Raw genomic sequence first — 23,499 nt, 5'->3', positions numbered from 1 at the left:
GTTTATCTGAACGATATTGATCGTTTCTGTGCGACTGGGCGCGAACAGTGGCACTAGGCCGGGCGGGGTGAGGGCGGTGCCGAGGAGGCGCGCACGATCAGCCGCGGCTCGATCACGACGCGGTGCGTCGGCCGCTGCGGGTCTTCGTCCGCGAGACGCTCCGCCAGCAGCCGGTACGCCGCCCGTCCGATCGCCGCCTTGGGCGGCCGGACCGCCGTCAGCGGCGGGTCGCACAGCTCGGCCACCTCGTCGTCGTACGTCACCACCGACAGGTCGCCGGGCACCCGGATCCCGCGCTCCTGGCAGCGCTCCACCAGGCTGATCGCCTCGGGGTCGGAGTGGACGAGCAGCGCGGTCGTGCCCGAGGCGACGCACACGTCGAGGACCCCGTCCAGAGCCTCCGGCCAGCCGGGATCGCGCTGGTCGACGGTCGTGAGGTCGGGGACGCCGTCGAGGGGCAGGCCCAGCTCCACGCACGCCTGCCGCCACCCGCGCCGCACGTGCGGGGCCGTCGGGCTCTGCGTCGTGGTGATCACCCCCACCCGCCGGTGGCCGAGCGTCGCCAGGTGCCGTACGGCCATCGCCGCCCCGAACACGTGGTCGCTCACCACCGACTCCATCGCCTCCTGGTGCGGCCCCACGGTGGCGGCCCGCTCGACGAGCACCACCGGCACGCCCGCGCCCTGGAGCCAGCGCACCAGCTCCTCGCCCTCGTCACCGGTCGTCGTCGGGGCCACCAGCAGCCCGTCCACGCCGGCGGTCTCGACCAGCCGCGAGAGCTGACGGCGTTCGTCGGCGGCCTGGTAGGTGGCGCCGCGCAGGACGAGCCGCGCCCCTGAGGCGGCCGCCGCCTCGCGGGCCCCGCGGATCACGTCGGGCCAGTAGTAGTCGAGCGACGGCACCACCATGCCGATCGTGGCCTGCGCCGCCTCCTGATCCGGCACGCCCGCCCATCCACCGGCCCCCGGTTGCCCGCCGGTCCCCGGCCGCCCCGGGAGAGGGGGCGCAGCGGCGATGCCCGGGTGTCGGGTGGCCGCGGATGCGTCCGCGGTCCGCGAGTGTCCGGTGGCCGCGGGAACGCCGACCGGCCCCGCACCTGGAACGAGACCGGTCCCGGTCGCGGGAACGCCGACCGGCCCCGCACCTGGAACGAGACCGGTCCCGGTCGCGGACACCGCGTCCGCGGGGCCCGCACCTGACCCCGCGAGGGACGGGACGGAGGCGGGGCCCGTCTCCTGGCCGGGCTCGGGAACCGGCGGCGTCCTCTGGGGGGTGACTCCCGGCAGCGTGTCGGCCACCGCGCCCCCGTGCAGCACGGCCCCGCCGCGCACTCGCCGCAGCAGTCCCTGGGACGACAGCAGCGCGATGTCGCGGCGGACCGTGATGACCGAGACGTCCAGCTCGGCCGCCAGCTCGTTCACGCGGACGACACCGCGCCGGCGCAGCAGCTCCACCACCTGGGCCCGCCGCTCGTCGGGCAGCAGCTCCACCGCCTGCGCGTGCCGCTCGCCGGGCGCCGGGTCGTCCGGCCCGCGAGAAGAGCGAGCGAGCGGGGCCCCGGGGTCGAGAGCGCCGGGATCGAGGGCGCCGGGGTCGGGGGCCTCGGGGGCAGGGGCGCCGGGGCGCGGGTGGTCGTGGGCGGTCATGGGTGCACCTCCACCCGGAGTTCGAAGGAGCCGCGCGCCGTGCCGGGGAGCCGCAGCTCCAGCCGGGTCAGGTGCTCGCCCCACACCTCCGAGAGCATCGGATCCTCCAGCGTGCGGACGGTGAGGGCGGCCGTGGCGCGCGCCGGGTCCCACGTGACGAGCGCGGCCCGCGCGCCGTCCGGCGGCCGTACGACGACCCGTCCGTCGTCGTGCCGTTCGACCTGTCCCGCCAGCAGGTAGTGCAGCGCGCTCGGCTGCCCGTCGGCGGCGAAGGCCCAGGAGTCCTCGACGGTCACGAGCGCCGCCCGGCGGTCGAGGCGGGCGACGCGCCGCCAGCGCTCCAGCCCGGGCACGGGGTAGGCGGCGGCGAGGTCCATGCGGGCCTCGAAGCGTCCGGGCTCGTCGGCGACCTCGACGTCACGCGCCCGGAACGCGCGGCCCTGCCCCTGGGCCGTGCCCCGGATCTCGGGAACGTTGTGCCAGGAGCTCTGCATCGTCCAGATCGCGTACCGGTCGGGGCCGAAGGTCTGCGCTGTGTACGTGGGCCGCCCGGCGTCCACCAGCGCCGGCACCCCGTCCACGGCGACGACGACGGAGCCGACGTCGTTGTGGTTGTGGTGCTCGCCGTTGTGGCCGCCCTTGACCGCGAGCGTGAGCCCGCGCGCGCTGCCGGCGACCTCACGCGCGATGCCCACCTGCGTGCCGGGGAACCACACGGCCGCGTTCACCGGCGCGTCCCCGAGCGCGTCTACGTGCGCATTCCCGGACCCGTCACCTGCGGCGGCGGGCGGCGCGGCGCTCGCGTCTTCGCCGCGCTCGGGCCGGTCGTGTGCCGTGGCCCGGCCGTCGGCCGCCCACCACTCCGGATCGGCCAGCTCCCGCAACGCCCTGCCCAGCTCCGCCGTCACCGCGATCCCGTCGGCGCGCCGCGAGCAGGCGTGCCGCACCGCGTCCGCCTCGCCGAGCCGCCGCCCCCACCGGTACGGCACGTGCCACGGCTGGTCGGCGGGCGGCCGGGCCCGCGCGTCGGCGAGGTTCAGGTACCAGGGGCCGCCGAGCCGCATGAGGTGCGGGAAGCGGAGCGTCGCGCGCACCACCGGCACGTCGGCCGCGGTCAGGGCCCCGGAGGTCGCGTGTTCCAGGACGTCCAGGGCCTCCAGGGCGCGGCACGCCCCGTTCCACCAGTATTCGTACCCCTCGTCGATCGAGCCGTCCTCCGGCAGGGCCGCCAGGTAGCGATCGAGGCCCTCCACAGCCCACGCCACCTGCGACGCCCGCTCCTCGCCGGGCTCGCCGAGCCGGAGCGCGGCCACCAGGAGGTTGCCGCAGATCCACGGGCACCAGTTGTGGACGTCGCCGTCGAGGCCGAGCCAGTGCCAGTCGCGCCGCTCGGTGAACGGGCGCAGCACGCGCGCCCGCGCCTCCCGGCGGACCCGCTCGCGCAGCCCGGGATAGCGGGCGTCGAGCCGGTCGCCGAGCACGTGGTCGGCCCAGGCGAGCTGCGCCGCGACGTCGGCCGCGCCCAGGTCGAGGTGCGGGGCGGCGGTGTCGGGCAGCACGGGGCCGCCCGGCCGGCAGGCGTCCTCGTGCGCCGGCCAGCACCAGGTGGTCTGCTCGCAGAGCAGCAGCATGCCGTCGGCCACCTCGTCCACCCACCGCTCAGCCGCCCCCGGCCCGGCCTCGTCACCGCCACCACCGCCCGGAACGCCGTCGCCGGTCGTGGCGAGGGCCATGAGGACCGCGCGGGTGAGCCGGTCCTGGCGTTCGAACACCTGCGCCTCGTACGCCGTCCGGTTGCCGTCGCGGAAGTAGCGGGTGTACTGCGAGGCCAGCGGCTGCGGCCACGGCGTGCCCCGCTCGGCCTCCGCCCGCTCCTGTACGGCCCGCAGCGCCCGCCCGGCGTGCGGCCCGAGGCGGTCGCGGAGCAGCTCCCGGCCCCAGGAGCCCGGCACCGGCAGCGCCGCGTCGGGCGGCAGCAGCGCCCGCGCCAGCGCCCCGGCCGTGGCGGCCTCGCCCCAGACGGCCAGGAGCGGCCCGGCCTTGCGATCCGAGAGCTCCGTGAGCTCCGGACCGGTCGCGGTGTTCGTCATGGTCCTCCTTGCCCGGCCCCCATCGTAGCGATCGAAAGTGATCGAAGCTGAACCTTTTCCGGCAAGGAAGGCAGAAGGTGCGCGTCAGCCGACAGCCAGCGACAGGCGCCGGGGCAGGCCGGTGTTGCGGCGGCCGCCGAGCAGGTGGACGGCCAGCTCCAGCGCCTTGCGCTCTCCCACCAGCACCACCCACGCCCGGGCCCGCGTCACCAGCGTGTAGAGCAGCCGCCGCCGCAGCATGACGCCGCCCGCCTCCACCACGATGGGCGCCACCACGAACGGGTACTCGCTGCCCTGCGACCGGTGGACGCTGATCGCGTACGCGTGGGTCAGGTCGTCGAGCTCGTCGAAGCCGTAGGTGACCGTGTCGCCGTCGTCGATGCGGATCTCCAGCAGCCGCTCCTCCGGCACCAGCCGGGTGACCGTGCCGGTCTCGCCGTTGAAGACGCCCTTGTCGTAGTTGTTGCGGATCGGCATGACGCGGTCGCCGACCCGGTAGACCGACGAGCCGGACCAGTGCTCGGGAGCGCCTTCGCGGGCCGGGTTGAGGCGGTCCTGGATGAGGCGGCCCAGCTCGGCGGTGCCGGCCGCGCCCTTGCGCATCGGGCACAGGACCTGCACCTGGCCGGGCTCGACGCCCTGCTTGCGCGGGATCGCGACCGTCGCGAGGTGGACGACGCGCTCGGCCACGGCGGCCGGGTCGTCCAGCTCCTCGAACCAGAAGCCGCCGCCTCCGGGCAGCGGGGGCAGCTCGCCGGCGCGGATGAGGTGGGCGCCCCGGATGATGCCGCTGCCCTCGGCCTGCCGGAAGACGTGGGTGAGCCGCACGCGCGGGATCTCCTCCACGCGCAGCACGTCGGCCAGCACGCTGCCCGGCCCGATGCTGGGGAGCTGGTCGCTGTCGCCGACGAGCAGCAGGTGGCCGCCCGAGGGGATCGCCGAGCACAGCCGGGTCGCGAGGTGCAGGTCGAGCATGGACGCCTCGTCCACCACGACGAGGTCGGCCTGCGCCGGCGCCTGGTCGAACAGCGCGTCGGGGTCGGGCTGGTGGGCCAGCATCCGGTGGACGGTCATCGCGGGCAGGCCGGTCAGCTCCGACAGCCGCTTGGCCGCCTTGCCCGTGGGCGCGGCCAGCGTGACCGTGCCGCCCATCGCCCGCACGGTGGCCGCGATCACCCGGACCGTGTGGCTCTTGCCGCAGCCCGGCCCGCCGGTCAGGACGGACACGGTGCTGGTCAGCGCCATCGTGACGGCCGCCCGCTGGTCGTCGTGGAGGTCCTGGTCCTCGGTGAACGGCCGCATGGGCAGCGTCGAGCGGGCCTGCCAGAGCCGGCCCAGCTCGCCGGCCAGCTTGACCTCGCGCGCGTGCAGCTCCTTGGCGTACACGACGACCTGGTCGGGCCCGGCCTCGACGACCACCCGCCGCTCGGCGGCCAGGGCGTCGACCATCGGGCGCACCTGGTCGGGGTCCTGCTCGACGAGCTCGGCGGTCTGGGCGACCAGGGCCGTCATGGACAGGTAGCAGTGGCCGCCCCCGGCGGCGGCGTTCTCCAGCCGGTCGAGCAGCGCCGCCTTGATCCGCTGCGGGCTCTCGCGCGGCACCCCCGACTGGAGCGCGATGCGGTCGGCCGTGTGGAACGCCACGCCCCGGACCCGCCCGATGAGCTGGTACGGGTCGGAGGCGAGGACGTCGGCCGAGTCCGTGCCGTACACCTGGTAGATCTTGGCGGCGAGCAGCGGGCTGACGCCGTAGCCCTGGAGCACGACCATCAGCCCGGCGATCGCCTTCTGCTCGCGCCACGCCTCGACGATCTGGCTCTGGCGGGCCGGACCGATGTTGAGCACCTCGGTCAGCCGCTCCGGCGCGGTGTCGATGACGGTCAGGGTGCGCTCGCCGAAGTGGCTGACGATGGCCTGGGCCAGGCGCGGGCCGATGCCGCGGATCAGGCCCGAGCCGAGGTAGAGCTGGATCGCCCGCACGGTGGACGGGACGATCCGCTCGCACGCCGTCACCTGGAACCGGCGGCCGTGGCGCTCGTGCTCGCCCCACCCGCCGGCCAGCCGGAGCGTCTCGCCCGGCTGGACGCCGGCCAGCGCCCGCCCGGTCGCGACGAAGCTCGGCGCGACCGGGCCGGGGCCGGTGTCGGTGCTCACCCGGGCGACGGTGTAGCCGTCGTCGCGGACGTGGACGAGCTGCTCGACCGAGGCGTCCACGGCGACCGAACCGTTCGCGGCGGCAGAGCCGTCCACAGTGACCGAGGCGTCCACGGCGAAGATCCCATCATCCTGTACGGCCTCGCCAGCTTAGAAGAGCGGGCCGACAGAACGGGCAGGACCTAGTTCCACTGGGAGATGAGTTTGTCGTAGTCGACGGTCTCGGGCCTGCCCCGCTCGTCGGCCAGCTTCGGCACCGGGGCGCCGGGCTGGTCCAGCCAGTACTGGGCGGGCTGCTCGGGGTTGAGCTTGGGCGCGCAGTTCCCGCCGTAGCCGCGCCGCTCCAGCCGGGACAGGATCTCGTCCTGCTGCTTGGCCAGGTTGTCCATCGACTGCTGGGGCGTGGTCTCGCCGGTGACGGCGGTCGCCACGTTCTGCCACCAGAGCTGGGCGAGCTTGGGGTAGTCGGGCACGTTGGTGCCGGTCGGGGTCCACTGCTTGCGCGCCGGCGAGCGGTAGAACTCGATCAGGCCGCCGTACTTGGCGGCGTTCTGCTTGAAGTAGTCGCTGCGGATGTCGCTGTCGCGGATGAACGTCAGGCCGGCGATGGACTTCTTCAGCGACACCGACTTGGACGTGACGAACTGCGCGTACAGCCAGGCGGCGGCGCGGCGCTCCTTCGGGGTGTTGCGGAGCAGGGTCCACGAGCCGGCGTCCTGGTAGCCCAGCTTGTTGCCCTCCTTCCAGTACACGCCGTGCGGGCTCGGCGCGATGCGCCACTTGGGGGTGCCGTCGGCGTTCACGACGGGCAGGCCCGGCTTGGTCATGTCGGCGGTGAAGGTGGTGTACCAGAAGATCTGCTGGGCGATGTTCCCCTGCGCGGGCACGGGCCCGGCCTCGCTGAAGTTGCGGCCGGCCGCCTCCTTGGGCGCGTACTTCTTCAGCCACTCCACGTACTTGGCCAGCGCGTAGACCGACGCCGGGCCGTTGGTGTCGCCGCCGCGCGTGACGGACGAGCCGACGGGCCGGCAGTTCTCCACCCGGATGCCCCAGTCGTCCACGGGCAGGCCGTTCGGGATGCCGGGGTCGCCGTTGCCGGCCATGGACAGCCACGCGTCGGTGAACCGCCAGCCGAGCGACGGGTCCTTGCGGCCGTAGTCCATGTGGCCGTAGACCTTCTTGCCGTCGATCGTGCCGTTGCCGTTGACCTTGTTGGTGAAGAAGTCGGCGATGTCCTCGTAGGCCGCCCAGTTGACCGGCACGCCCAGGTCGTACCCGTAGGCGTCCTTGAACTGCTTCTTGATCTTCGGGTCGGTGAACCAGTCGTAGCGGAACCAGTAGAGGTTCGCGAACTGCTGGTCGGGGAGCTGGTAGATCTTCTTGTCCGGGCCGGTGGTGAAGCTGATGCCGATGAAGTCGTCGAGGTCGAGCGTGGGGGAGGTGACGGCCTTGCCCTCGCCGGCCATGTAGTCGGACAGCGGGAAGACGTAGGTGCCGCGCGAGTGGGTGCCGATGAGGTCGGAGTCGTTGACGTAGGCGTCGTAGATGTTCTGGTTGCCCTGGATCTGGGTCTGCAGCTTCTCGATGACGTCGCCCTCCTGGATCAGGTCGTGCTTGACCCTGATCCCGGTGATCTCGGCGAACGCCTTGGCGAGCTGCCGTGACTCGTACTCGTGCGTGGTGATCGTCTCCGACACCACGTTGATCTCCATGCCGCGGTACGGCGCGGCGGCCTTCATGAACCAGTCCATCTCGGCGAGCTGCTGGTCCTTGGACAGGGTGCTCGGCGTGAACTCCTGCGTGACCCACTTCTGCGCCGCCGCCTTGCCGCCGGCCTCGGTCCAGTCGCTCTTGCGCGGCCCGTCACCCTGCGAGCAGGCCGCGGCGAACAGGACGAGCGCGGCCGCGGCGGCGGCCGTCCTCGTCCGGGTGACTCTGGTGTGGAGCGGTAACGGCATGGTCCGTCCTCTCTCTCAACCCCATATCCCGATGACCACCGCCACCAGCAGCGCGCACCCCAGCGCGAGCCACATCGACAGGTCCGTGACGGCGATCCAGCCCGCGAGCACCACGGCCGCGCTGATCAGCCCGATGTAGAGCCGGTCGCCGCGGTCGGTCTCGATGCGCAGGAAGCCCCGGCGCGCCACCGGCGGCGACACCTTCGCCCACACCGCCATGACGCACAGCAGCGCGCCCAGGCCGGCGAACACCAGCGCGGTGGGCGCCGTCCAGACCATCCACTCCAGCACGGCGGGACGCGGACCCAGCGGACCCATCACACCCTCCCCAGCGCGAAACCCTTGGCCACGTAGTTGCGGACGAACCAGATGACCACGGCCCCCGGGATGATCGTCAGCACGCCGGCGGCCGCGAGGAGCCCCCAGTCGACGCCCGCGGCGCTGACCGTGCGGGTCATGGTGGCGGCGATCGGCTTGGCGTTCACGGAGGTGATGGTCCGGGCGATCAGCAGCTCGACCCAGCTGAACATGAAGCAGAAGAACGCGGTGACGCCGATCGCGGAGCGGATCATCGGCAGGAAGATCCGGACGAAGAAGCGCGGCAGCGAGTAGCCGTCGATGGCGGCGGTCTCGTCGATCTCGCGCGGGATCCCGGACATGAACCCTTCGAGGATCCACACGGCCAGCGGCACGTTGAACAGCATGTGCGCGATGGCGACGCCGAGATGCGTGTCGAACAGGCCGACGCTCTGGTAGATCTGGAAGAACGGCAGCAGGAACACGGCCGGCGGCGCCATCCGGTTGGTGAGCAGCCAGAAGAACAGGTGCCGGTCGCCGGCGAACCTGAACCGGGAGAACGCGTACGCCGCCGGGATCGCCACGACGAGCGACATGACCGCGTTGAGCGACGTGTACACGATCGAGTTGAGGTAGCTGGAGTACCACGACGAGTCGCTGAAGAACGTGGCGTAGTTGTCCAGCGTGGCCCGCTGCGGGACGATCGAGAAGCCGCCGAGGATGTCCTCGTTCGGGCGGATCGACATGCCGAACATCCACAGCAGCGGCAGCATGAGCGTGGCGGCGTAGAGCCAGAAGACGGTCCTGGCCCAGGGGAGCTGCCGCCCCGCCCGCCGCGCCACGGCGGGCTCCGGTGAAGAAGCGGGGGCGCCGGTCATGCCGCTCACCTCCCGCTCCGGGTCAGCACGGTGAAGAAGACGTACGAGACGATCTGCACGATGAGGAAGTAGAGCAGCGAGAACGCGCCCGCGGGCCCGAGGTCGAACTGCCCGACGGCGATCTTCGACAGCAGGACGCTGAGGAACGACGTGGCGTTGCCCGGCCCGCCGCCGGTCACCACGAACGGCTCCGTGTAGATCATGAAGCTGTCCATGAACCGCAGCAGGATCGCGATCGTCAGCACCCCGCGCAGCCGGGGGAGCTGGATGCGGCGGAACGTCGCCCACGCCGACGCGCCGTCGATCTGCGCCGCCTGGAAGTACGGCTCCGGGATCGAGCGCAGCGCCGCGTACGCGAGCAGCGCCACCAGCGGCGTCCAGTGCCACACGTCCATGACGAGCACCGTGATCCAGGCGTCCGTCGAGTCCAGCGTGTAGTTGAAGTCCACGCCCGGCACCTGGTTGATCGCCCAGCCGCCGAGCCCGATGTCGCCCCGGGCGAAGATCTGCCAGATCGTGCCGACGACGTTCCACGGGATGAGCAGCGGCAGCGCGACGACCACGAGCGCCGCCGACACCGTCCAGCCGCGGCGCGGCATCGCGACGGCGATCGCCACGCCGAGCGGGATCTCGATCAGCAGGACCTGCGCCGAGAACATCAGGGTCCGCAGGAACGCGCCGCGCACCTCGGGATCGCGCGTCACCGAGCGGAACCACTCCAGCCCGACGAAGATCCGGTCGCTGGGGCTGAAGATGTCCTGCACGGAGTAGTTGACGACCGTCATGAGCGGGATGAGCGCGGTGAACGTCACGCAGACGACGACGGGCAGCACGAGCAGCCACGCCCGGTTGTCCTTCGGCTTGGCCTCGGGCCGCCGGTCCGGCTCCTCGGCCGCCGTCACGGCGGGGTCCTCGACCGGTTCGGTGACCGTCATCCAGCCCTCCCGTTCAGGGGGACGACCTGCCCGCAGCGGACCTCGTCGCGGAACAGGAAGACCCGGCCGCCGGTGAAGCGCACGAACTCGGCCGCTCCCGGCTCGTACGGCGAGCCCGCCTCGGCCCGGGCCACCAGCGGATGCCCCCCGGCCCGCACGTGGACCAGGTCGTAGGCGCCCATCCGGTCCACAGCGGTCACCTCGGCGGGCAGCCCCGGCGAGCCCGGCCCGTCGCCGAGCCGGGCGAACTCGGGCCGCACCCCGACGCGCACCGGGCCCGCCGGCAGCGGCTCGTCCGCGCGCCCGACCACCTGCCCGCCCACCCGGACCAGGCCGTCCGCGACCTCCCCGGGAAGCGTGTTCATGCCGGGCGAGCCGATGAAGTGGCCGACGAACTCGTGCGCGGGCGACAGGAACAGCTCCGCCGGCTCGCCGGCCTGCACGATCGCCCCGTCCTTGAGCACGACCACCTCGTCGGCGAACGTCAGCGCCTCGGTCTGGTCGTGGGTGACGTACACCAGCGTGTGGCCGGTGTCGCGGTGGATCTCCTTCAGCGTGCTGCGCAGCGTCCATCGGATGGCCGGGTCCACCACGGTCAGCGGCTCGTCCAGCAGCACGGCCGCCACGTCCGAGCGCACCAGGCCGCGGCCCAGGCTGACGATCTGCTGGCGGCCCGGGTCCAGCCGCCGCGACCGGCGTCCCAGGTGGGCGTCCAGGCCCAGCATCCGCGACACCGCGCGCACCCGCCGGTCCACCTCGTCCTTCGGGTAGCGCCGGTTGCGCAGCGGGAAGGCGAGGTTGTCGTAGACCGACATCTCCTCGTACAGCACCGGGAACTGGAAGACCTGCGCGATGTTGCGTCCCGCGGTCGGGACCGAGGTCACCTCGCGCTCGCCGAACCAGACGCGGCCGGTCGTCGGCGTGATGAGGCCCGACATGATGTTGAGCAGCGTCGTCTTGCCGCATCCGCTGGGTCCGAGCAGCGCGTACGCCCGGCCGGAGCGCCACGTCCAGGTCATCGGCCGTACGGCCCACGTCCGCCCGCCGTCGTAGCTGTGTCCCACGTCCTCCAGGCGGATGTCAGCCATGCAGGTCGACCTCCGCGGCGGACTCGGCGAGCAGCCGCCCGCCCGACTCGTCGAACAGGAAGGCGTGCGCCGGGTCCACGTACGCCGTCGCCCGGTCGCCGGGGGTGAACGCGCGCGGCCCGTCGAGCTGGGCCACCAGGTGCCTGCCGCCGGGCAGCAGCAGGTGGACGAACGTGGCGCTGCCCGTCACCTCGGCCAGCCGGACCTCGGCCGGGAACTCCAGCGCGCCGTCCCCGGCCGGGTCGATGGACACGTGGTGGGGCCGTACGGCCAGCACGACGTCACGGCCGGAGGCGTGCGCGCGCGGCGCCGGGAACGAGGCGCCCAGGACCTCGACCCGGCCCTCCCGCACGGTGCCCGGCAGCAGGTTGAGCGGCGGGTCGCTGAGCGCGGCGGCCACGGCCAGGGTGGGCGGGTGCGCGTAGAGGGCGGCGACCTCGCCGGTGTCCAGCACCCGGCCCTCGCCGAGGACCACGGCCGGCGCCGCGAACGCCAGCGCCTCGGCCGGGTCGGACGTCGCGTACAGGACCAGGCCGGGCGACTGCCTGAACATGCTCTTCAGGTCGGAGCGGAGCTGCTCGCGCAGCTTGAAGTCGAGGTTGGCCAGCGGCTCGTCGAGCAGGAGCAGGTCGACGGGACGGGCCAGCGCGCGGGCGATCGCGGTGCGCTGCTGCTGGCCGCCCGACAGCTCGGCCGGCCGCCGCTCCAGCAGCTCGGCGATGCCCATCAGCTCGGCCACCTCGCGCACCCGCCGGTCGACGTGCTGCTGGGGGAACGAGCGGTCCAGGCGCAGGGGGGAGGCGATGTTCTCGTGGACGGTGAGGGAGGGATAGTTGACGAACTGCTGGTAGACGAAGGCGACGGAGCGCTTGCGCACCGACACGCCCGTGACGTCCTGGCCGTTGACGACCACCCGCCCCGAGTCGGGCGGCAGCAGCCCGGCGGCCACCCGCATCAGGGTGGTCTTGCCGGCCGTCATCGGGCCGAGCAGCGTCGTCATCCCGCTCGGTAACTCGAGGTCGATGCCGTCGAGCCAGACCTCTCCTCGTCTGCGTACGCGGACGCCGTCGAGGGTCAGCGCCATGTGCCCGGTCCTCTCTGCCGGTGCCGGATCGGTTGCTGCGAGAGTCGGGTGAATGTCCCTCCATCTAACATGAGCCGCTTGTGCCTGCCTAGGCCGTTTCCGGCCCGTGCGATCCGCGCCGGGCGGTCCGCGCCGGACGCCGCGGCGCGGACCGCACCGGGGGTTCGTGGAGCTACTTGCTGATGCGGACGGCGTCCGCGATGACGTAGCCGGTACCGCCCGTCCACCGGCTCACGCCGACCACGTTGGCCGTGCCGGCGTTGAGGGAGAACGTCCCGAGGCTGCGCCAGGCTCCGCCGCCCGAGCGTTGGTCGACGTACACGGTCTGGTTGCCGCTCGACGTCGCCACGACGTACGGCGCCGAGCTGTTGTAACCGGCGTCGGCCGGATACCAGACCTCGACCTTGTAGGTGCCCGCGCTCGGGATGTTCGCCTGGTACCAGGCGACGTCGCTGGCGGACACCGGGTCGGCGAAGCGGTAGTCGGCTCCGTAGCGCTGGCCGGAGTAGGTGGAGGTGCCCCAGTTGGCGCTGGCGGTGAACTGGCCGGAGGTGGAGTTGTCGACCGTGGCGCTCCACGTCGGCGTGCCGCCGCCGGTCACGTAGTTCATGTACGTGGTCCAGTTCCAGTACTGACCGGGGTCGGTGTGGTCGGCGCCGGGGACCTCGTTGTGGCCGATGATGTGCGAGCGGTCCTTCGGGATGCCGTACTTGTCGCAGACCCAGCGGGTCAGCGCGGCCGAGGACCGGTACATGGCGTCGGTGAACCACGAGGCCTCGCTGACGTAGCCCTCGTGCTCGATGCCGATGGAACGGGTGTTGTAGTCCCAGTTGCCCGCGTGCCAGGCGATGTCCTTGTCCCGCACCATCTGGGTGATGGCGCCGTTGGAGGACTTGACCACGTAGTGGGCCGAGACCTTGGCGCTGGAGTTCTGGAACCAGGAGATGGTGCCGGCGTACGAGCCCTGGGTGACGTGGATGACCACGCGGTCGATGTTGTACGACGACTCACGGCTGGAGGCCGTGTAGTTGCTGGAGCTGGCGGCGACCCAGGTCGCGTTCGGGTAGTCGGCGGCGGCCAGGAGGCCGGAGGAGCTCTCGGCCTTGGCACTGAGGTCGCGGGCGCCCGCCAGGTCGCCGCGGTCGGCGGTGACCTCCTGCGGCTTGACCGTCACGCCCTTGGCCTGGATGCCGAGGCCGAGCAGCTCGTAGACGGAGTCGGCGTACAGGCGGGCCAGCTCGGGCGAGGAGGCGTTGCCGTACTTGGCCACGGCCTGGTACCAGCGGCCGGAGTCCTTGCGGGCGGCCTCGTCGAGCCCCTGCTCGTCGGCGAGGGAGCGCAGGACGGCGGCGCCGCCCGCGATGTTGGCCGTGTCGTCGGCGCGCAGCTTCTCGGCCGGGAGCTTCGTCAGCTCGGCGGCCTTCTCCAGGGAGTGGTTGACGGGGTTGCTGACCAGGTGCATGACGCCGTAGCCGCCGCTGGCGCTGGGCTCGCCCTGGTGGCCGTCGAGGTGGGTCTCGGCGTAGGCGAGGGCGACGAGCAGGTCGCGGGGGACGTCGTTCTGGGCGGCGGCCTTGGCGAAGGCGGCCTGGAGGGGGGTCTCGCGGGCGGCCTGGGCGGGGGCGGCGCCGACGGCGAGGCTGGTGAGGAGGGCGGAGGTGACGAGAGCGACTAATCGCGTGCGGGCGAATGTCATGGGGAGCTCCTCGTTGGGGGTGACGGTCGCACAGTAGGCGCATTCCATGACAGATGTCGATAATTGACATTAATGGGGAGTTAGAAGAAACTTTTCGCCCGCGCGATGGGATTGTCAGGTTTTGAGGGGTCTTGAGACACTTGCCGGCGTAAGGTGGCCGTGAAGTTGGGCCCCCTCGGATCTGTGAAGACTATTGCGCTCCGAGTAGTGGTCGCTGAAACTTCTCTTCGTGACCACGCACCACGGGAGCCTGTCAAGCCGGCTCGCCGCGTCCGCCCCCCGCGCCTTACCTGCCCCCCGCTCGTCCCGCCCCTCCCGCTCCCTGCGTGCCGCCGTGGCCGCGCTCGTCGCCGCCGCCGCCACGCTGCTCGCCCCGGCCGCGCCCGCCACCGCGCAGGGCTCCGCCGCGGTCACCGCCGCCTGCACCGCCGACCCGGCCAAGCCGAAGCGCCAGCTCCGGGCCATGTGGATCTCCTCGGTGGCCAACATCGACTGGCCCAGCGCCCCCGGCCTCAGCGTCTCGGCCCAGCAGTCCGAGTTCCGTGCGTGGCTCGACCTCGCCGTGCAGAAGCGGATGAACGCCGTGGTCGTGCAGGTACGGCCCACGGCCGACGCGTTCTGGCCCTCCACGTACGAGCCGTGGTCGCAGTGGCTGACCGGCACCCAGGGCAAGGACCCCGGCTACGACCCGCTCGCGTTCATGGTCAGCGAGGCCCACGCCCGCAACCTGGAGTTCCACGCCTGGTTCAACCCGTACCGGGTCGCCAACCACGACGACCCCACCAAGCTCGTCTCCACCCACCCGGCCCGCACCCACCCGAGCTGGCGCTTCGCCTACGGCGGCAAGCTGTACTACAACCCCGGCATCCCCGCCGTGCGCGCCTTCATCGAGGACGCCATCATGGACGCCGTCACCCGCTACGACCTCGACGGCGTCCACCTGGACGACTACTTCTACCCGTATCCGGTCAGCGGCCAGACGATCCCCGACTCGGCCACCTACGCCGAGTACGGCGGCGGGTTCTCCAGCATCGCCGACTGGCGGCGCGACAACGTCAACAAGCTCGTCCGCGAGATGGACCAGCGCATCCACGCCGCCAAGTCGTGGGTGACGTTCGGCATCAGCCCGTTCGGCATCTGGCGCAACTCCTCGACCGACCCGCTCGGCTCGGCCACCTCCGGCCTCCAGTCGTACGACGCGATCTACGCCGACAGCCGGCAGTGGGTGAGACAGGGCTGGGTCGACTACCTGTCGCCGCAGATCTACTGGCACATCGGCAACACCGCGGCCGACTACAAGGTGCTGACCGCCTGGTGGTCCGACGTGGTGCGCGGGACGGGCGTCCAGCTCGTCATCGGGCAGGCCGCCTACCGGGCCGGCGCCTCCGGCCAGGACGCCGCCTGGCAGGACCCCGCCGAGCTGAGCGACCACCTCACCTACAACCGCAGCAGGCCCGAGGTGCTCGGCGACGTCTACTTCTCCGCCAAGGACGTCAAGGCCGACCGGATCGGCAGCTTCACCAAGGTCGTCTCCACCCACTACACCAGGCCCGCGCTGCTGCCCGCCCGCGGCACGGCCGCCGCCCCCGCGGCGCCGGCGATCAGCGCGGCCACGCGCGGCTCGGGCGGCGTCGCCCTCACCTGGCAGGGCTCCGGCACCGCGTACGCGGTCTACCGGGTCGACGGCTCGCCCCCGACCGCCGACCCGTGCGCCTTCGCCGACGCCCGTAACCTGCTGACCACCACCCGCAAGACCACCTTCACCGACGCCACGGCCTCGGCCACGGCCGCCTACACGTACTACGTGACCGCGCTCAACCGCACCCACCAGGAGAGCGACCCCAGCGCGGGCAAGGCGGTGGCGGGCAGCGGGACGTCGTTCAGCGTGACGGTGGACAACGCGGACGCCGGCTTCACGGCGAGCTCGTCGTGGGGCACCTCCACGTACTCCTCACAGCTCCACGGCACGGACTACCGCTTCGCCGACCCGGTCTCCGCCAGCGACCCGGCCTGGTTCAAGGCGGCGATCCCGAGCGCGGGCAGCTACAAGGTCGAGGTCTGGTACCCCTCGAACGCGGGATACAACAGCGCGACGCCGTACGTCGTGGCCGCGAGCACCGGCAACCAGACGGTCACCGTGGACCAGCGCACGGGCGGCGGCGTGTGGCGCACGCTGGGCACGTACACGCTGAACGCGGGCACGTACAACGTGGTCGGCGTCAGCCGCTGGACCTCGACGACCGGCTACGTCATCGCCGACGCGGTCCGCATCACCAAGATCTGACGCTCAGGCCCGCCCCCGGGGGCCATCCTCGGAGGCGGGGCCGTGGGTGAGATCTACAGCTCGCAGTTGATCTCGGTCTCGGCGGTGCAGGTGTCGACGCCGTCGCCGCCGTTGATGTGGTCGGTCCCGGCGCCGCCGCTGAGGATGTCGTCGCCGGTGCCGCCGCTCAGCGTGTCGGCCGCCGAGCCGCCGAAGACGCGGTCACGGCCGGGGCCGCCGCTGAGCGCGCTCGGGATGTTGGTGTTGTTGCGCACCGCGTCGTCGCCCAGGGAGGCGGTGACGCTGAGGCGGGTGACCCCCACGGTCGAGCAGCGGACGAGCGCGCCGAGCTGCTGGCAGCCGGCGCCCGCGGTGACCTGGGCGAGCGTGTCGGTGACCGTGAGGGACGCGCCGGCGCTGCCGTTGACGTCGAGGCCGTTGGCCTCGGCGCCGGCCCGCACCACGATCGTCGAACCCGTCCTCGACACCACGACCGGTGCGAGGGCGGCGCGCGTGGAGGCATGCGGGGCTGAGGCGCCGTAGGCGTGGGCCGGGGCGCCGAGGAGGAGGGCCGATCCCGTCAGGGCCGCTCCCGCGAGCAGCGCCTTCCCCCAGATGGAACGAGACATGGGTGTTTTCTCCCGTGTGTTGGTGAAGTGGATGGGCCCCCTGGTGCAGTCGTGCGGAAGTCCTTCTCCTCTCCGCTTCCGGGCGGCTCGTGTCACATGCCGACATGGAAGCAGGGGCGAAGGGGGATCGTCCTGGTCGTCTTACGCGGAACGCGCGGTTACTTCGCCCTGGCGCGGCCGTCCTCGTCGAGGTAGTCGCGCCACGACCGCTTCGGCCGGTAGCCGAGCAGGCGCATGGCCTTGGCGGAGGACAGGCCCGAGGAGTCCGGCCGCGACAGCTCCCGCAGCTCGATGGCGCCGCCGTGGACGCGGCGCAGCGTCGTGGCGAAGTCGTGGCCGCCCGCGTTGTCCGGCGCGGCGATGTAGAACACCTCGTGGCCCGGCAGGTCGGACTCCACGGCCAGCACGATGGCGTCCGCCAGGTCGTACACGTCGGTGTAGCTCCACAGCCCGGCGCCGATCTCCCCGGGCTCGCGGACCTGCGGGCCGAGGTTGCGCTCGTAGTTGCCCTCGTGCTGCACCCAGCTCGGCCGCAGCGAGACGCACCGGATGTCGGAGCGGCGCACCGCCGCGTCCATGAGCTGCTCGCCGAAGTGCTTGGACAGCGCGTACGGGTCCTGCGGCCGGATCGGGTGGTCCTCGTCCACGGGCGCGTAGTCCGGCAGGAACGGGCGCTCGCAGAAGAAGTAGCCGGGAACGGTCTCGCTGGAGATGTTCACGAAGCGACTTGAGGGGGCGCTACGGGCGGGTGAGGTGGGCGTCCAGGTCGCGGGCCAGGCGGAGGACGCGCGCCGTGCCCTTGCGCGCGGCGAACGCCGCCAGCTCCGGATGCCGTCCCCGCGCGCCGGACCAGCGGGCCGTCCGCTCGGCCAGGGCGACCAGCTCGGTGTCGGCCTTCGTCGCCCGCGCGCCCGGGCCGGGCAGCAGCGGCGGCAGCGCCGTGGTGAGCACGCACAACACGTCGTGGTGAGCGCCGTTCAGCGCCTCCGCCTCCAGCAGGGCGGCCAGGTCACGCGTCTTGACCTCGCCGCGCAGCACCCGCTCCGCCAGCCACCCGCCCAGCTCCTCGGCCGGCAGCTCGCCGGACGCCGCGATCCGCCGCAGCGCCCGCAGCGCCGGCCCCGAGCCGTCATGGATCCACGCCCAGGGGAGGATCCGCTGCGCGAGCAGCAGGGCGAGGGCCCGCCCGGCCGGACCGGAGGCGTCGGCCAGCAGCTCCGGCACGGACGACGGCATCCACCTGATCTGCAGGGGCTCGTGGCCGACCAGATGGGCGGCGACCACCTCCCGATGGGACGGCATGACCGCGGGCCAGCGCTCCATCATGTCGCCCAGGTGGCCGTCGAAGACGTAGTGGACGTGCCGGGGCTGGTCGGTCAGCAGCTCGTCGACGAGCGGCAGGCCGGTGGCCGCGGCCTCGACGGTCGTCGTCATCCAGCCCACCTTCCGGGGCCCCTCGCCCTCGCCCAGCCGGGTGACCCGGACGACGGGGTCGGGCAGGCCGCCCTCCCGCATCCAGCGCGCCGCGCGCCGGCCCGCCGCGGAGGTGAGGGCCCCGGCGCGCTCGGCCACGGCCGGGTCCACGGCGCGGGGCAGCCGCAGCAACGCCTGCTGGAAGTCGGCGGGCAGCGGCTCGCGACCGGCGGCCTCCAGCTCCTCAAGCCGCGCCACCAGGTCGGCGGGATCGAGGTGGCCCGTGGACAGGCTGGGCGTGGCCAGCAGCAGCGGCGGCAGCGTCCCCGCCGCCAGCGCGGCGTGGATCTCCGCGTACCGCCGCAGGATGAAGCGGTGGAACGGCGACGCGCGCGACGGCTCGGGCACCCGGTCGGGCTGCCCGGTCTCGGGCGACGTCCCGTTCAGGAACGCGGCCGCCTTCAGCGCCAGCGTCCGGAGGCTCTCGTACGGCAGTCCCGGGCCCGCCAGCTCGACGGCGAAGGCGCGCATCCAGATGTCGTGCCCGCGCCATTCGCCCTCACGCAGCCCCCAGTCGTCCTGCCGGGCCAGCGGCATGAGCGCCGCCCGCAGCGCGTCCCGGTCCCGGGCGGCCAGCCGCACGAACGCCGCCAGCGACCGCTCGGCCGACGCCCCGTCCTCGTCGAGCGCCATCGCGGCCAGGCTCCGGGTGTCGCCGGGCGGCGCCACGGCCGGGACAGGGCGAGGCGGTACGGGCAGCGTCGCGGGGACGGGCTCGTCCTCCCGGCCCTCGGAGACGTGTTCCGGCTCCGGGACCGTCTCGCCGCCGAAGGCCGCGGCCATCCGGTTGCGCAGGTCCGGCGGCAGCTCGCCCGCGCTGTCGCGCAGGGTCGCGACCGCGTCCGCGGGGAAGCGGCCGGCGTGCCGTACCGCGACGCGCACCGCCCGGTCCTGCACGGCCCACGCCTGGTGACCGAGGGCCGTGGCCAGGACCGGCACGAGGTCGCCGGCCCGCTCGGGAGCCTGCTTGACCAGCTCGGCCAGCCAGGCCAGCCCGGCGCGGGCCAGCCCGCCCTCGGCCCGGAACACCAGCCCTTCCAGCGCCTCGGCCACGTCCTCCGGCGCGAGACCGTCCAGGTCCCGCACGTGCCGCAGGGCCGGCTCGGCCACCGGGCCCGGCGCGGCCGGCAGCAGGCGCAGGTAGTCGCGCGCGTGCGGCGCGACCTCGGCCGGCGTCGGCTTCAGCTCCTCGTGCAGCCGTACGAAGAACCGCAGGTCCGGCCCCTCGCCGCCGCGCAGGAACCGGCGCCGGCACCCGTCGAGCAGCATCTCGCGCATCGACCGGTCACGGGCCGCGAGCCTGGTCAGCCGCCCCAGCTACGTGCGGTCGTCACGCAGCACCCGCCCGACCCCCTCGGCCTCGAACAGCCGCGGCACCAGGTGCCGGGTCAGCGGGTCGCCCGGCCTCGGCGCCTGCCGCGCCCACCCCATGACCAGCGGATCGTGCTCGGGCGGAGTCGCGCCGGTGCGCCGCAGCAGGGCCAGCGCCAGCTCCAGCACCCGATCGGCCCGCAGCGGACGCCGCCGGGCCCGGACGCGGAGGGCCAGCCGCACCGCGAGATCGGCCTGCCAGGCGTCGGGCCGGGCGGCGACCACCTCCAGGACCGGCTCCAGCGTCCGCTCCAGCTCCATGGGCGAGTCGATCCAGAGGTCGAACTCGCGCCGGGTCACCCAGGCGGCCACCGCCGCCGCGCCCCCGATCGTCGCCGCCCCCGCCACCCGCATGGGCTCGATCCAGCGGTCGGTCGCGGGCCTGACCTCCTCGTCCTCGTAGCCGTCCTCCCACGTCATGGAGTAGGCCATGTTGTACTGGTGTTCGCTCAGCTCTCCGGCCGCGTACAGGCGCGCCAGCTCGTCCTGCCGCTCCTTCCTGGCGCGGTCGGCCCGCGCGTCGTGGGCGGCCACCTCGTCCCACACGATCCGCCGGACCTCGGCGACGTACCCGGGCAGCTCGCGCGCCACCTCCCGCCGGGCCGGCTCGTCCAGCGCCTTGAGGGTCTCCACCAGCGCGGGCACGTCGCCGGCCGCGATGAGGTCGCGCACCGGCGGCCAGGCGGCGTCGTTCGCTTGCATGACTCTCCTTGGGGGGTGAGGTGATCTCGGGGGGTGAGGTGATCGCGATCGTGGCAGAGCCCGCCGACAATTCCGGGAACCCTGTTGTGGATAGGGTGATGGGCGACCTCGGCGCGGCGGGCGACGCGGAGGGGCGCGGCGGGATGCGGGGTGGCAGTGCTGGCGGTGCGGCACCGGACTCGGTTCGTCCTCCAGGCGATGGGGGTCTGCGCGGCCGTGGCGGTGGTGGCGGCGGCCGGCCTGATATGGGGGCTCGGCGCCGCGCCCAGGACCGGCGCTCCCGGCTGCCCGCCTCGCGACACCCGCGTGACCGCCCCGTACGCGATCAGTGGCTACTGGATGGAGCCCCGCGCCGACCGGTGCGACACGCGGCGGACCCTGCAGGCGATCCACGCCGCCGGAGGCGACACGATCATCACGTTCGGCCCCCGCTTCGCCGCCGCCCGGGTGGACGGCGCGGGCCGCGTGCTCGCCGCCGAGCGCGGCGGCGCGGGCCGCACCCCGGTCGCCGACGAGAGCGGCGAGGCGGACACGGGACGGGGACCTGGCGCGCGGGAGAGCGGCGAGGCGGACACGGGACGGGCACCTGCCGCGCACGAGAGCGATGAGGGCCGTGCTCCGGCCGGCGGAGGGCCCGGCCGGCGGCTCGACCCCGTGTTCGCGGGCTGCGTCGAGCAGGGGCGGCCGTGCTACGTGGCCGCCCGCGACGCGGCCCGCGGTCAGGAGATCCGCCGCGTCTTCACGTACGTGACCAGCGAGAGTCTCGGCCCCGGCGCCCTGCGCTGCCCCGGGCTCGACCGGCGGATCGACAGCGGGGGACGCGTCTACTACCGGCTGCTGCTCGGGCCGTCCTGCCAGGCGGGTCCGTACGACCTGGTGCTCGTCGCGGCGGACGGCGACGGCGTCGGCAACCTGCTGGAGGAGGCCGCCGCGTACGGGATGCGGGTGTACCCGGGGCTGCCTGCCGCGCCGCAGGACCCGGCCAAGCCGTGGCAGCCCGACGCCGCCTCCACCGGCGCGCTGAACGCCTTCACCGAGCGGGTGCTGACCGGCTACCGGGAGCGGTTCGGCGCGTCACCGGCGCTGGCGGGCGTGTATCAGTCGTTCGAACTGGCCATGCGCGAGCGCGGGCCACGCGACCCGGTGCTCGCGCTCTACCGGGCGCAGCACGCGGTGGCCGCCGCCGTGCTGCCGGACCGGACGATCGTGGTGAGCCCGTACTGGGACGCGCGCCGGTCGCGGGGCTTCCCGCCGGGCGTGGTGGGTGAGGGCTTCGCCGACATCGCGGCCACGCGGGCCGGCCTGCCCATGGCCATCGCCATCCAGGACGGCCGGGGCGTCGGCAAGGTGCCGGTGTACGGGGCCGGCCAGGACGGCGACCCGGTGGACGCCCGGCTCGTGCCGGTGACGGGGGCGGTGCCGTACCGGGAGGCGTACTACGGCTCGACCGCCGACTACGTCGCGGCCGCCGCGCGCCGCGCCGGGCCCGGCGCCGAGCTGTGGGTGAACGTCGAGGTCTTCGAGCCCACCCCGGTCGCGGGCGAGTGCGGCAGGACCGACCCGCTGCCGCTGCGCGGGCGCGCCACGAAGAGCCGGGTGGACCGGCAGGTCATGGCCGTCGGCCGGTACGCTACCAAGATCATCGCGTACGGCTGGGACCCGTTCCTGACCTGCCGGGACCGGCCCGGCGCGCCGTCGCTCGCGGACGCGATCACTGCCGGGTGGAACGACCCCCTCGTCATGAGCGCGACGCGGCGGACGGTGGGAGGGCGCGACGGCATCGAGGTACGGGGGCTCAACCTCGGCGGCGGCACACTGCGGGTGACCTACCAGGAGGCCGGGGGAGTGGTGAAGACGGTCACCCTCACCCCCGAGCCTGCGGCCAACGGTCGAGGCGGCACCCCCGAGCCCGGAGGCGACGCGCGGGACGGCGGCGGCCAGGGCCGGGACGGCCGGTCGGGCGGGGTGGCCAGGGAGACGGTGCGGGCGCCCTTCGACCCGGCCGGGATCGACCCCGACCGGCCCTGGCTCATGGTCACGGCCGTGAACGGCGCGGGCCGTACCAGCAGCGCCGGCTTCACTTTCCGGTAGCGGCAGGTTCAGGGCCGGAAGCTGGCCCGGTACTCCGTGGGCGTGCGCGCGGTCAGTTGCCGGAACGCGGCGTTGAACGCCGACAGCGAGGTGTAGCCGACCGTGAAGGCGATCTCGGTGATCGGGGTGTCACCCGCGGCCAGCTCCTCGATCGCGCGCAGCACCCGCATCCGGCGCAGGACCGCCCGCCAGGTCATGCCGGTCTCGTCCTCGAAGCGTCGGGCCAGCGACCGGGGCGCCAGCCCCACCTCGGCCGCCACGTCCTCGAAGCTGATGTCGCTCCCGAGCCGCTGCTCGGTCAGCCGCAGCGCCCGGCGCAGTTCGGGTGACCGCCCCGCCGGGACGACGACGGGGCTCGGCTGTTCGGCGAGCCGCCGGCTCACCGCGGCCAGCGCGGTGAAGAGCGTCTCGGCGTACGCCGGAAGAGGTTCGTCGCTCTCGCGCCAGGCGCCGCACTCGGTCACCAGCGCGCGGGCCAGGGGACTCAGGTCGAACACGGTCAGCGGCGTCGGCGGGGCCGGGACGAATCCGGTGTCGAACAGCACCGACGCGGTCGTGACCGGCTGCGGGACGCTCACCTGTATCGTCGTGCCCGCCGCGATGAGCGCGGCCCGGGCCGGCGGCAGCAGCCACGCCTGACCCCGCGCCTCCAGCCGGAGGGCGCCGGCCGAGGCGCAGAGCAGGTAGTGGCGGTCCATCGTGAACTCGCGGGCGGGCTCCCGCGGGAACGTGCGGACGAAGCTGTACGCCTTCCGGGTCATCCGCGCTCTCGCATGAGCCCATCGTAGGGAGCCGCCATGACGCCGGTCAGGCGGCGATCTCCATCGGCTCCGCCCGGAAGCGCCGGCTCACCGGCGACCCGGTCATCATCGGCCGGAGCACCGCGCCGGCGCGCGCGAAGACGTCGGACTTCAGGTAGCCGTCGAACGACTCCTCGTCGTCCCACTCGTGGGTCACGGTCACCCGGGTCTCGTCCTCCCGCGAGGCGAACACGCGGTAGGAGAGGTTGCCCGGCATCGCGCGCACCAGGTCGCTGTCGCTGTCGAGGTGGGCCAGGGCCGCCGCCCGGTCGGAGGCGGCGGTGTCGAAGTCGACCATGGCAATGATCATGAGAATCTCCTGGATCGGGGCGGCGACTGCCGCG

The 23,499-nt window shown here is 73.4% G+C and carries 18 protein-coding genes; 2 read left to right on the top strand and 16 right to left on the bottom strand.

From position 1 onward, the window contains the following. Positions 1 to 53: 53 nt before the first annotated feature. The 10 genes from HTZ77_RS00340 to HTZ77_RS00295 form a co-directional block, all read right to left on the bottom strand. A complete protein-coding gene (locus tag HTZ77_RS00340) occupies positions 54 to 1,646 on the bottom strand; it encodes a substrate-binding domain-containing protein (protein ID WP_175587385.1) in 1,593 nt (530 codons plus the stop codon). Continuing rightward, positions 1,643 to 3,736, bottom strand: a complete 2,094-nt coding sequence (locus HTZ77_RS00335; protein WP_175587384.1) for a heparinase II/III domain-containing protein — start codon at positions 3,734 to 3,736, stop codon at positions 1,643 to 1,645. Before HTZ77_RS00335 ends, HTZ77_RS00340 begins: the two co-directional genes overlap by 4 nt. A gap of 84 nt (positions 3,737 to 3,820) precedes the next feature. Continuing rightward, positions 3,821 to 6,004: an SF1B family DNA helicase RecD2 gene (gene recD2, locus HTZ77_RS00330; RefSeq protein ID WP_328808344.1), complete on the bottom strand. Its 2,184-nt coding sequence runs from the start codon at positions 6,002 to 6,004 to the stop codon at positions 3,821 to 3,823. 68 nt (positions 6,005 to 6,072) lie between these two features. Further along, positions 6,073 to 7,848: an ABC transporter substrate-binding protein gene (locus HTZ77_RS00325; protein ID WP_175587383.1), complete on the bottom strand. Its 1,776-nt coding sequence runs from the start codon at positions 7,846 to 7,848 to the stop codon at positions 6,073 to 6,075. Positions 7,849 to 7,863: 15 nt separating this feature from the next. Continuing rightward, positions 7,864 to 8,166, bottom strand: a complete 303-nt coding sequence (locus HTZ77_RS00320; protein ID WP_205301938.1) for a DUF2160 domain-containing protein — start codon at positions 8,164 to 8,166, stop codon at positions 7,864 to 7,866. Beyond that, positions 8,166 to 9,023 (bottom strand): carbohydrate ABC transporter permease, encoded by an 858-nt coding sequence (locus tag HTZ77_RS00315; RefSeq protein ID WP_175587382.1) that lies wholly within the window; start codon positions 9,021 to 9,023, stop codon positions 8,166 to 8,168. Before HTZ77_RS00315 ends, HTZ77_RS00320 begins: the two co-directional genes overlap by 1 nt. A gap of 5 nt (positions 9,024 to 9,028) precedes the next feature. After that, positions 9,029 to 9,958 carry a carbohydrate ABC transporter permease gene (locus HTZ77_RS00310; RefSeq protein ID WP_175587381.1) on the bottom strand — a complete coding sequence of 310 codons (930 nt, stop codon included), beginning with the start codon at positions 9,956 to 9,958 and terminating at the stop codon, positions 9,029 to 9,031. Next, complete coding sequence (locus HTZ77_RS00305; protein WP_175587380.1) at positions 9,955 to 11,046, bottom strand: ABC transporter ATP-binding protein; 1,092 nt, start codon at positions 11,044 to 11,046, stop codon at positions 9,955 to 9,957. Before HTZ77_RS00305 ends, HTZ77_RS00310 begins: the two co-directional genes overlap by 4 nt. Beyond that, positions 11,039 to 12,130, bottom strand: a complete 1,092-nt coding sequence (locus HTZ77_RS00300) for an ABC transporter ATP-binding protein (protein WP_175587379.1) — start codon at positions 12,128 to 12,130, stop codon at positions 11,039 to 11,041. Before HTZ77_RS00300 ends, HTZ77_RS00305 begins: the two co-directional genes overlap by 8 nt. A 172-nt stretch (positions 12,131 to 12,302) precedes the next feature. Next, the gene (locus HTZ77_RS00295) at positions 12,303 to 13,826 is read right to left on the bottom strand and encodes a golvesin C-terminal-like domain-containing protein (protein ID WP_175587378.1); all 1,524 of its coding nucleotides are present in this window, start codon (positions 13,824 to 13,826) and stop codon (positions 12,303 to 12,305) included. 229 nt (positions 13,827 to 14,055) lie between these two features. On the opposite strand from HTZ77_RS00295, the gene HTZ77_RS00290 reads away from it, so the two are divergent. After that, on the top strand, positions 14,056 to 16,110 hold the full coding sequence (locus tag HTZ77_RS00290; RefSeq protein WP_328808343.1) for a family 10 glycosylhydrolase: 2,055 nt from the start codon (positions 14,056 to 14,058) through the stop codon (positions 16,108 to 16,110). A gap of 53 nt (positions 16,111 to 16,163) precedes the next feature. Here HTZ77_RS00290 and HTZ77_RS00285 read toward each other — a convergent pair whose 3' ends face one another. The 4 genes from HTZ77_RS00285 to HTZ77_RS00270 form a co-directional block, all read right to left on the bottom strand. Next, entirely contained in the window at positions 16,164 to 16,718 is a 555-nt protein-coding gene (locus HTZ77_RS00285; RefSeq protein WP_175587377.1) for a calcium-binding protein, read from the bottom strand. A gap of 158 nt (positions 16,719 to 16,876) precedes the next feature. Then, positions 16,877 to 17,437 (bottom strand): NAD-dependent epimerase/dehydratase family protein, encoded by a 561-nt coding sequence (locus HTZ77_RS00280; protein ID WP_328808342.1) that lies wholly within the window; start codon positions 17,435 to 17,437, stop codon positions 16,877 to 16,879. 19 nt (positions 17,438 to 17,456) lie between these two features. Next, positions 17,457 to 19,469, bottom strand: coding sequence for a DUF7824 domain-containing protein (locus tag HTZ77_RS00275; protein ID WP_175587376.1), 2,013 nt, complete (start codon positions 19,467 to 19,469; stop codon positions 17,457 to 17,459). A 39-nt stretch (positions 19,470 to 19,508) separates the two neighbouring features. Further along, complete coding sequence (locus HTZ77_RS00270; protein WP_175587375.1) at positions 19,509 to 20,264, bottom strand: hypothetical protein; 756 nt, start codon at positions 20,262 to 20,264, stop codon at positions 19,509 to 19,511. 150 nt (positions 20,265 to 20,414) lie between these two features. Here HTZ77_RS00270 and HTZ77_RS00265 point away from each other — a divergent pair, with 150 nt between their 5' ends. Further along, positions 20,415 to 22,355, top strand: coding sequence for a DUF4434 domain-containing protein (locus tag HTZ77_RS00265; protein ID WP_175587374.1), 1,941 nt, complete (start codon positions 20,415 to 20,417; stop codon positions 22,353 to 22,355). An 8-nt stretch (positions 22,356 to 22,363) separates the two neighbouring features. Here the strand turns inward: HTZ77_RS00265 and HTZ77_RS00260 are convergent, their stop codons facing one another. Together HTZ77_RS00260 and HTZ77_RS00255 are read right to left on the bottom strand one after the other, a co-directional pair. Next, positions 22,364 to 23,116: a helix-turn-helix domain-containing protein gene (locus HTZ77_RS00260; protein WP_175587373.1), complete on the bottom strand. Its 753-nt coding sequence runs from the start codon at positions 23,114 to 23,116 to the stop codon at positions 22,364 to 22,366. A 46-nt stretch (positions 23,117 to 23,162) separates the two neighbouring features. Next, complete coding sequence (locus HTZ77_RS00255; RefSeq protein WP_175587372.1) at positions 23,163 to 23,465, bottom strand: putative quinol monooxygenase; 303 nt, start codon at positions 23,463 to 23,465, stop codon at positions 23,163 to 23,165. Between the last annotated feature and the right edge of the window lie 34 nt (positions 23,466 to 23,499).

The sequence above is a fragment of the Nonomuraea montanisoli genome (genome assembly GCF_013363975.1).
Taxonomy (GTDB): Bacteria; Actinomycetota; Actinomycetes; order Streptosporangiales; family Streptosporangiaceae; genus Nonomuraea; species Nonomuraea montanisoli.
The sequence above is the reverse complement of the archived record's forward strand: the minus strand, read 5'-3'. Positions and strand labels throughout refer to the sequence as shown.

Excerpts from the sequence above, each read along its gene's own strand:
- HTZ77_RS00335 (WP_175587384.1), bottom strand. The coding sequence starts at position 3,736 with ATGACGAACACCGCGACCGGTCCGGAGCTCACGGAGCTCTCGGATCGC.
- HTZ77_RS00275 (WP_175587376.1), bottom strand. The coding sequence starts at position 19,469 with ATGCGCGAGATGCTGCTCGACGGGTGCCGGCGCCGGTTCCTGCGCGGC.
- HTZ77_RS00270 (WP_175587375.1), bottom strand. The coding sequence starts at position 20,264 with ATGCAAGCGAACGACGCCGCCTGGCCGCCGGTGCGCGACCTCATCGCG.
- HTZ77_RS00315 (WP_175587382.1), bottom strand. The coding sequence starts at position 9,023 with ATGACCGGCGCCCCCGCTTCTTCACCGGAGCCCGCCGTGGCGCGGCGG.
- HTZ77_RS00295 (WP_175587378.1), bottom strand. The coding sequence starts at position 13,826 with ATGACATTCGCCCGCACGCGATTAGTCGCTCTCGTCACCTCCGCCCTC.
- HTZ77_RS00305 (WP_175587380.1), bottom strand. The coding sequence starts at position 11,046 with ATGGCTGACATCCGCCTGGAGGACGTGGGACACAGCTACGACGGCGGG.
- HTZ77_RS00320 (WP_205301938.1), bottom strand. The coding sequence starts at position 8,166 with ATGGGTCCGCTGGGTCCGCGTCCCGCCGTGCTGGAGTGGATGGTCTGG.
- HTZ77_RS00310 (WP_175587381.1), bottom strand. The coding sequence starts at position 9,958 with ATGACGGTCACCGAACCGGTCGAGGACCCCGCCGTGACGGCGGCCGAG.
- HTZ77_RS00255 (WP_175587372.1), bottom strand. The coding sequence starts at position 23,465 with ATGATCATTGCCATGGTCGACTTCGACACCGCCGCCTCCGACCGGGCG.
- HTZ77_RS00325 (WP_175587383.1), bottom strand. The coding sequence starts at position 7,848 with ATGCCGTTACCGCTCCACACCAGAGTCACCCGGACGAGGACGGCCGCC.
- HTZ77_RS00260 (WP_175587373.1), bottom strand. The coding sequence starts at position 23,116 with ATGACCCGGAAGGCGTACAGCTTCGTCCGCACGTTCCCGCGGGAGCCC.
- HTZ77_RS00300 (WP_175587379.1), bottom strand. The coding sequence starts at position 12,130 with ATGGCGCTGACCCTCGACGGCGTCCGCGTACGCAGACGAGGAGAGGTC.
- HTZ77_RS00285 (WP_175587377.1), bottom strand. The coding sequence starts at position 16,718 with ATGTCTCGTTCCATCTGGGGGAAGGCGCTGCTCGCGGGAGCGGCCCTG.
- HTZ77_RS00340 (WP_175587385.1), bottom strand. The coding sequence starts at position 1,646 with ATGACCGCCCACGACCACCCGCGCCCCGGCGCCCCTGCCCCCGAGGCC.